General features: G+C 70.4%; 6 protein-coding genes and 2 pseudogenes. 6 read left to right on the top strand and 2 right to left on the bottom strand.

Annotated features, from left to right (window positions below; all coding sequences use genetic code 11):
- Nucleotides 1-258 (top strand): annotated as a pseudogene (locus tag ACFWRO_RS36795) (hypothetical protein); the annotation flags it as partial.
- Between the two features lie 625 nt (nt 259-883).
- Nucleotides 884-1,207: a hypothetical protein gene (locus ACFWRO_RS36800; RefSeq protein ID WP_384518992.1), complete on the top strand. Its 324-nt coding sequence runs from the start codon at nt 884-886 to the stop codon at nt 1,205-1,207.
- Between the two features lie 21 nt (nt 1,208-1,228).
- Here ACFWRO_RS36800 and ACFWRO_RS36805 read toward each other — a convergent pair whose 3' ends face one another.
- Nucleotides 1,229-1,804 carry a hypothetical protein gene (locus tag ACFWRO_RS36805; protein WP_384518994.1) on the bottom strand — a complete coding sequence of 192 codons (576 nt, stop codon included), beginning with the start codon at nt 1,802-1,804 and terminating at the stop codon, nt 1,229-1,231.
- A gap of 199 nt (nt 1,805-2,003) precedes the next feature.
- Between ACFWRO_RS36805 and ACFWRO_RS36810 the strand changes: the two genes are divergently transcribed.
- The 3 genes from ACFWRO_RS36810 to ACFWRO_RS36820 all read left to right on the top strand — a co-directional run bounded on the left by ACFWRO_RS36810 (nt 2,004) and on the right by ACFWRO_RS36820 (nt 4,086).
- On the top strand, nt 2,004-2,162 hold the full coding sequence (locus ACFWRO_RS36810) for a hypothetical protein (protein WP_384518997.1): 159 nt from the start codon (nt 2,004-2,006) through the stop codon (nt 2,160-2,162).
- Between the two features lie 79 nt (nt 2,163-2,241).
- Entirely contained in the window at nt 2,242-3,435 is a 1,194-nt protein-coding gene (locus ACFWRO_RS36815) for an FG-GAP-like repeat-containing protein (RefSeq protein WP_384519000.1), read from the top strand.
- Nucleotides 3,436-3,747: 312 nt separating this feature from the next.
- Nucleotides 3,748-4,086, top strand: coding sequence for a hypothetical protein (locus tag ACFWRO_RS36820; protein ID WP_384519003.1), 339 nt, complete (start codon nt 3,748-3,750; stop codon nt 4,084-4,086).
- Between the two features lie 753 nt (nt 4,087-4,839).
- Here ACFWRO_RS36820 and ACFWRO_RS36825 read toward each other — a convergent pair.
- The gene (locus ACFWRO_RS36825) at nt 4,840-6,033 is read right to left on the bottom strand and encodes a protein-L-isoaspartate O-methyltransferase (protein WP_384519006.1); all 1,194 of its coding nucleotides are present in this window, start codon (nt 6,031-6,033) and stop codon (nt 4,840-4,842) included.
- A gap of 346 nt (nt 6,034-6,379) precedes the next feature.
- On the opposite strand from ACFWRO_RS36825, the pseudogene ACFWRO_RS36830 reads away from it, so the two are divergent.
- Nucleotides 6,380-7,034 (top strand): annotated as a pseudogene (locus ACFWRO_RS36830) (HNH endonuclease family protein).
- Nucleotides 7,035-7,074: the final 40 nt, after the last annotated feature.

Raw genomic sequence — 7,074 nt, forward strand, 5'->3', positions numbered from 1 at the left:
GTCTGGGCGCCGGACACGCGCATCACCGAGCACCCGAACCGCATCGCCAAGGGCAACCTGACCTCGGTGACCGGCGTCATGCAGGGCACCTTCACACGCCCCATGCCGGACGGCAAGGGCGGCTTCATCCAGCCGACCGGCAAGAAGTTCTCCATCAACATGGTCACGGTCGGCATCTGGAACAAGGACGGCGTGATGCAGGAGGAGTTCCTCTTCTGGGACAACAAGACCTTCTACCGGCAGATCGGCCTCGCCTGACCCGCTTGTGGCCCGGCGGTGCGGAAACCGCCGGGCCACGCACAGGCGCGTGAGGCATCGCCCCCTACCTGTGCGAGCGACCGGAGCAGCGGCCTTCCCCCGCGCCGTCTGGGCTGGCTGGCCAAGGCCAACCCGCTGGCGGGGGCGTTAGTCGGCGACCGGGTTCCACGGTCTGCCACGACAGACCCCGCAGCCCTCATGCGAGTGACCTGGCTTGACTTAGTGCAGAGAAGCCGCAAGCCGACCCACCGACACCGGTTCGGCGGGAACCCGCTCTGCGTGGTGTGCCGCGAGCCCCCTGCTGGCCCTACAGAAGGCGAAGAGGACCACCACCCCTAGAGCGCGACACCCTCCTTCCCACCCTCCTTCCCAAGTGAGCGGGTACCCGCCGTCGGCCTGGCCGTTGGTGGGGTGTGACTTCCTCCCCGCAGTCCATCGGACACTCGCGCGTGTTCCCGCCGTCTGCCATCTGTGCGAGACGACGCCCGACGACGCCGGCGGGCCCATGCGGTCTGTGCTCGTCCAGTACGGCAGCCTCGGACTGCCTGCCCGCCCGGTGCCGCTGTGCGCACCGTGCTGGACAGGGCGCCCCGGGCGCGGGTCGGCCGATCTGGAGGCCGCGGACATGGCCTGGCGCTGTCTGCTCGAGCAGTGCGCGGCCGTGACGGACGACTACGTGGCGGGCCACTGGCTGCCCTCCCTGTGCGAGTTGGAGGTCGCGGAGGGCCTGGCCCGTACGGCGTGGTACGAGACGACGATGACCACCGCGCGCGACGCCGCCGCGTCCGTGGCAGCCGGTCTGACGTCCGGCTTGTTCTCCAGCGCGGCCCGCATCCTGCGGACGGTCGACGGCACCGACGTGGCAGTTCGGCCGCTGCGGGTCCTGGTCGACGCCCTCGCGGACGACGCGCCGTCCATCGTCCATGTCCTGCGTCCGGCTGCGGACTGACCGACGGGCGACCGCGAGGCGTCAGTCCATGCGCTCGAAGCGCGACAGGCACGAGCGGGCCGCCTTCTCCGTCATCCCAAGCGCCTGGGCCACCTCCGGCAACGGTGTGTCCTCCTGGGAGACGATCCGAGCCGCGTACGGGGCGAACGAGGCGACCACCTGCTCCATCTCCCTGGCAGCGCGGAGCGCGGTCAGCGGCTGATCGTCCACGAGCTCGTCGAGGCGCTCGCGCAGCTGCGCCAGTGCCTCCGTCACAGCCCCGGGCAGGGGGACCCGTAGGGCTGCCACCTGGTCCACGTGGGCGGACCAGTCCGCAAGCGGGCCGGACGTGTCGTACAGGTCCCGGCCGGCCTCGCGGACCGTCTCCCAGTCGAGGAAGTACGTCTTCTCGCCGCGCCAGCCGCACGCGCACCGCGCCCGCAGGGACACCGCCGTCGGCCGACGCATCTCGCCGTCGTAGTGGTACCACGACGTCGACTTGTGGAAGTCGGCGCTGCTGCCCGGGTCGAAGTAGACCAGGCCCGGCTCGCTCCCATCGGCCAGCAGCACGCCGGCCTCGCCCTCGTGCGACTCGAACCCCTCACGTTCCCAGCCCACCGCGCCACCCCTGCCCCGGTTGGTCTCGTGAGGCCACCCACAGCCGGGGGCCTCTGCCCTCACGATGCACAACCGGGCGTGCAACCCGCAGCCGAATCCCGGCATATTCCACAGGCAGGTGATGCGCACGTAGACCGCGCGCCCCCGATCCCCGGCTCAGGCAGCCTTCCGGCGCCGCGCTGCCGTCGCCTTCTTAGCCGTGGCCAACTTCTTCGCCATCTCGTGGACAGTCGCGGGCCCGCCGCTCTCGCGCGCCTTCTTCGCGCAGGGCGACGGAATCCTCCAGCGCCGCCATCAGGTCGACGACCTGCGCAGCCGGCGCGGCCACAAGGCCGGTGCCCATCTTCGGGGCGCCTGATCAGTTGTCTGTGGGCTGGGATATCTTCCTGGCGCGGCACGTCGAGACTCTTCTCCGTGCCGCGTGAGGGAGGGAATCCATGCGTAATACTCTGCTTCAGCGTGCGGCCGCGTTGGCCACGACGCTGGGGCTCACGTCGCTGGGGCTGCTTGGCGCCGGTGCGACGCCCGCGCAGGCGGCGACCAGTGACTGCCCCCAGGGCTACTTCTGTGCCTGGACAAACACCAGCGGCACAGGCTCGATGTTCAAGACCAGGACGAGCGTGGCCACCCTGGGGAGCTGGGACAACAAGATCCGGCTGCGGTACAACCGCACCGGCTCGAACGTCTGCATGTATGACCAGCAGAACTACGGACGCGAGGGCGGGTACTCCTGGGATACTCCCAGCCAGAACTATCCGACCAGCGGCGGCAGCGCTGAAATCAGCTCCATCAAGATCGTGCCCACGCTGCGCGAGTGTGAGGCGGAGCCGTACCCCTCCTGGGAGACCGTGACATCGCCGAGCACCGGCGGGTTCGGCGACATGAACGGCGACCGGCGCGCGGACGCCGTTCTGCGTGACACGGCCGGGCGTCTGTGGTTCATGTCCGGCAACGGCACCGCGCGCATGATCGGCTCCGGCGGCTGGAACGGCATGAACGGCCTCACTCGGCACGGTGACTTCAGTCGCGACGGCCGCGAGGACGTGATCGCCCGGGAGAAGGCCACCGGCAAGCTGTGGCTCTACCCCGGCACCGGCAGCGGGGGCCTCGGCGCGCGCAAGCTCATCGGCACCGGCGGCTGGAACGGCATGGGCCTGCTCGCGGCATTCGGCGACCTGTCCGGCGACGGCCGCTCCGACCTTCTCGCCGTGGAGAAGGCCACCGGCAAGCTGTGGCTGTACCCGGGCACAGGCAGCGGAGGCCTCGGCACCCGCAAGCTCATCGGCACCGGCGGCTGGAACACCATGAACGCCCTCGTCGGTGCCGGTGACATGACCGGCGACGGCCGACCCGACCTCGTTGCCCGGGAGAAGGCCACCGGCAAGCTGTGGCTCTACCCCGGCACAGGCAGCGGGGGCATCGGCACCCGCAAGCTCATCGGCACCGGCGGCTGGAACTCCATGGACCACATCCTCGGCGTCGGCGACACCTCCGGCGACGGACGTCCCGACCTGGAAGCGTCCGACGGCTCTTTCCTCTACCAGTACCAAGGACTCGCTGGTGGCGGCCTGCGCAAGGTCGAAAGCTACAACGGATCGTGGTGGGCTCTGGAAGGCACCACCGCCTTCTGACCAGTCCTTCGACGGCCTGGCCATCCCGTGCGACCTGCTCGGGACAGGCCAGGCTCTCACCGGACATGTGCCTGGGCAGACCGCAGGCGCGGTCTGCCCAGGCACAGCCGTCACAAGGCCGGATCTGCCGGAACGCCACGCTGTGGCTCTCGGTCGCGGTCTCGAGCTTGCAGGGCAACGATCTCCTGCATCGAACGCGGCACACGCCGCGACGACGACCTGGCCAACTCTTACCGGGACTGGCTCACCGCTTGACCCCGGAGCCCCGACAACTCCTCGTCCCAGAGACGGGACGTCGTGGATGATGAGCCAATGTTCGTCCGCACGGAGAGCCTGCCGCGCACCCCGCAGCAGCACATGACAGTTCGGGTTCACACCTCCATCGGGTCCGCCGTGGTGATCTGGCAGGGTGATCCGCGAGAAGCCGATGGCCAGCACCTCGTTGAATGGACCGTCGACGAGGACATCCACTGGGGCCAGAACACCCGGGCAGCCTCTGCCACCGAGCCGGAACTCCGTCAGGAAGGCGACCGGGTGATCATGAGCGGCCGCCTCCACCTGACCGACGAGGGCGCCGCACATCTCCAGATGGGCCACTGGTCCGTGCTGTTCGATCTGGCATCACCCACCCCCAACGGCCTGGACGCCTGAGAGTGGCCCGGTCAGGTTTGGTAGGGGTGTAGGGCGACACCGTCCGATTCGACGCTGATCTGCACCCAGGTACCTCTCGGCAGTCCTTGACTGCCAATAGGAGCATCAGTCCGACCGTTCCGCATGATCGCCCGGGCGCGCCTGGACCCTTCCCGTGGGGAGCCGGGAAGGGGCGGCGCGGCCCCGCCTGCTCGACGGCAGGCAGGGCCGACCAGGTGCGGTCCCTCTCCGGGGGTGGTCTGCGAGGACCGCGTGTCCACACCCTGCCACCGCGCCCCGGGTGGGCAATAGGGGTGTGCGGGAAAGAACATTCGGCATATGCGAGCGCCCCGTCCCGTGTGCTGCCCGGGGCGGGGCCGCCTGCGTGGGGGCTAGGTGGGGTCGGCCGAGATGCCTGGCTCTACCTTCACGATCTCGACGGCGGAGACGGCTTCCTGGGCTTCCTTCAGCGCCTTGTAGGTCTGGGCCGGCCGATGCGCTGCAGGAGACGGCCGAGACCCGCCGCTCGTCCTTGCCAGCCTTGGTCCTCTGCAACCTGTAGTTGTCCATCGCGTCCTCCGCTGTCTGGGGTGTGCCCGGCGGAATCGCATCGGCTCCGAGGTGATGGGCCTCCGCCGGGCATTCGAACAGACTCGCACGGGCCACAGCCAATGGGTGGTCAGGCCGCCCAGGTGCCACGGATGGCTGCGGTGGCGAAGCCGTGGCCGTAGGCGATGTCGAGGCCACGGGTACCGGCCGCGGGTGTGGAGGGATTCAGACGGCGGGCACGAGCGTCGCGGGGGAGTCCACCCACGGGGCCGACGAGCCGTCCGGCCAGACGGTGAGGCCATACCGGCCGACCGAGGGGCGGCCGAGCCGCTCCCACTGGGTAAAGGCGGCGTGGATCTCGTCCCACAGTTTTCGGGGGCCGGTCTGGGTGACGGTGAACCGGTCGGAGCGCTGGCCGTCGTAGTCGACGGTCGCCCACGAGGCGGTGGTGTCGTCGCCGATGTCCAGGCGGGCCGGGGCGTGTTCGCCGCTGGTGTCCCAGGCGAACCAGGCGCCGGGCACGGCGAGCCCGATGTGGAACTCGGCATCCAGATCACCGCCCGCGACCACCCACGGCGACAGGCTCGTCGACGTCTCGTCCGGGGCACCCGCGTGCACCGCCTCGGCGATGACCTGGCCGGGCGCGGTCGCGGTGGGAGTGCGCATGGGCATGAAGGCGGCGAACGGATGGAACCGGCCCTGGGCGGCGCCGTCGTGGTCGACGGTCAGGGCGAGGGTGCCGTAGCGGCACCAGGACGACGTCCAGGGCGTCACGATCCGCCCCCCGGCGGCGGTCTGGTGAAGCCAGGCGGGTGGGATGCGGTCGACGGAGAACGTCGCGACGATCCGCTCGTACGGACTTCTCGGTGCCCAGCCGGCCGCCGCGTCCCCACAGGCGACCGTGGGCGCGTAGCCGGCCGCCTTCAGGTTCCGCTCCGCCTGCGCGGCGAGTACGGGATCGAGCTCCACGGTCGTGACCGCCTCCCCGCCCATGAGAGCGCACAAAAGCGCCGCGTTGAACCCGGTGCCCGCTCCGAGCTCCAAGTGCCGCCCACGACTACCCCCGTGGTCTTCCTCCGAACTCCCGGGAGTGGTGTCGAGGTCGGCGAGCATCAGCATCCGTACGACCATCGAGGGCATCGAAGCCGATGATGACGGCAGCCCGTCGGTGAACTGGGTGACAAGCGGGGCATCGGAGTACGCCGCGGCCATCCACGCCTCCGGCCGCTCGGGCCGGTCGCACGGTTCGTAGCCGCCGTCCCCGTCCCGGAGCCAGATCCGGTCCGGGACGAACAGGTGCCGCGGCACCGCCCGTACGGCGGCCGCGATCCGCGCGGGGACGGGCCGGCCGAGCTGGCGGGCGATGTCGTCTAGCAATCGGTCCACGGCCGGGACCGGAGCGGGGGAGGGGACGGTCATGAGTCAGCTCTTCTTCGGCGGGGGCGGCGGCGGGGGAGGGGGCGGCGGGACAGGCCGGTTCGGCTGATGCCCGTCATCCCCCACGGGCGAGCGGTGCTTGCCCTCTATCGCCTCAGCCACTGTGTCCTCCTCGAGGTCTCTGGCACCACCGTAGAAGGCGACCGGCCGTGCCGGCAGGGCGCACACAGGCCAACACGCCCAACGGGAACGGATCACCTCCAGCACGGCGCCCGGCCGGATGGCGGGGGCGGCGGACCGTTTCCCCGGTGAACCTGGTCACCCACAGGGCTGAGCTGTGCGCGAAACCGCTGGTCGCCCCGGGGTGGTGGCCGATAGTCCAGCGTTCGTGATCAAGAACATGGTTCGCGGCCTCACCCCGCTCACCGTCCCCGCCAGCGTCCAGGCCGCACCCGCCGCGCCGGCGGCCGCCGAGGTCCTCGCACTCGCCGACGCCCTGGAGTTGGTCCAGATCACCGACGAGTCCCGCACCGGCTACAACAGGGATGCCTTCAAGCACACCGGCCTCAACAAGACCGACGGATGCAACACCCGGGCCGAGGTCCTCCTCGACGAGGCGACCGAAGCACCGGCCGTCGCGGCAGGCTGCAAGCTGTCCCGTGGCAAGTGGAAGTCGTACTACGACGGCCAGGAGGTCACCTCGCCGGGGCAGCTCGACATCGACCACATGGTGCCGCTCGCCGAGGCCTGGGACTCCGGCGCCTCGAAGTGGGACGCGAAGAGGCAGGAGGCGTACGCGAACGAGCAAGGCTCCTACCGCCTCGCTCGTGGCGGTGACCGGCCGGTCGAACCGCCCCAAGAGCGACCAGGACCCGGCCCAGTGGATGCCGCCGCTGCCCGACGCGCACTGCCGCTACATCGGCGAGTGGACGGCCACCAAGCTCCGCTGGGGCCTCACGGCCGACCAGGCCGAAGCCGACGCCATCAAGGTGTACTCAGAGACGTGCGAGACCACCGTCGTCCACTACACGCCGCCCCCGTAGCCGCAGAACCACGACGAGCGCGGACCCGCGTCGGGTCCGC

Origin of the sequence: Streptomyces sp. NPDC058579 (genome assembly GCF_042718575.1) — a bacterium.
Classification (GTDB): Bacteria; Actinomycetota; Actinomycetes; order Streptomycetales; family Streptomycetaceae; genus Streptomyces.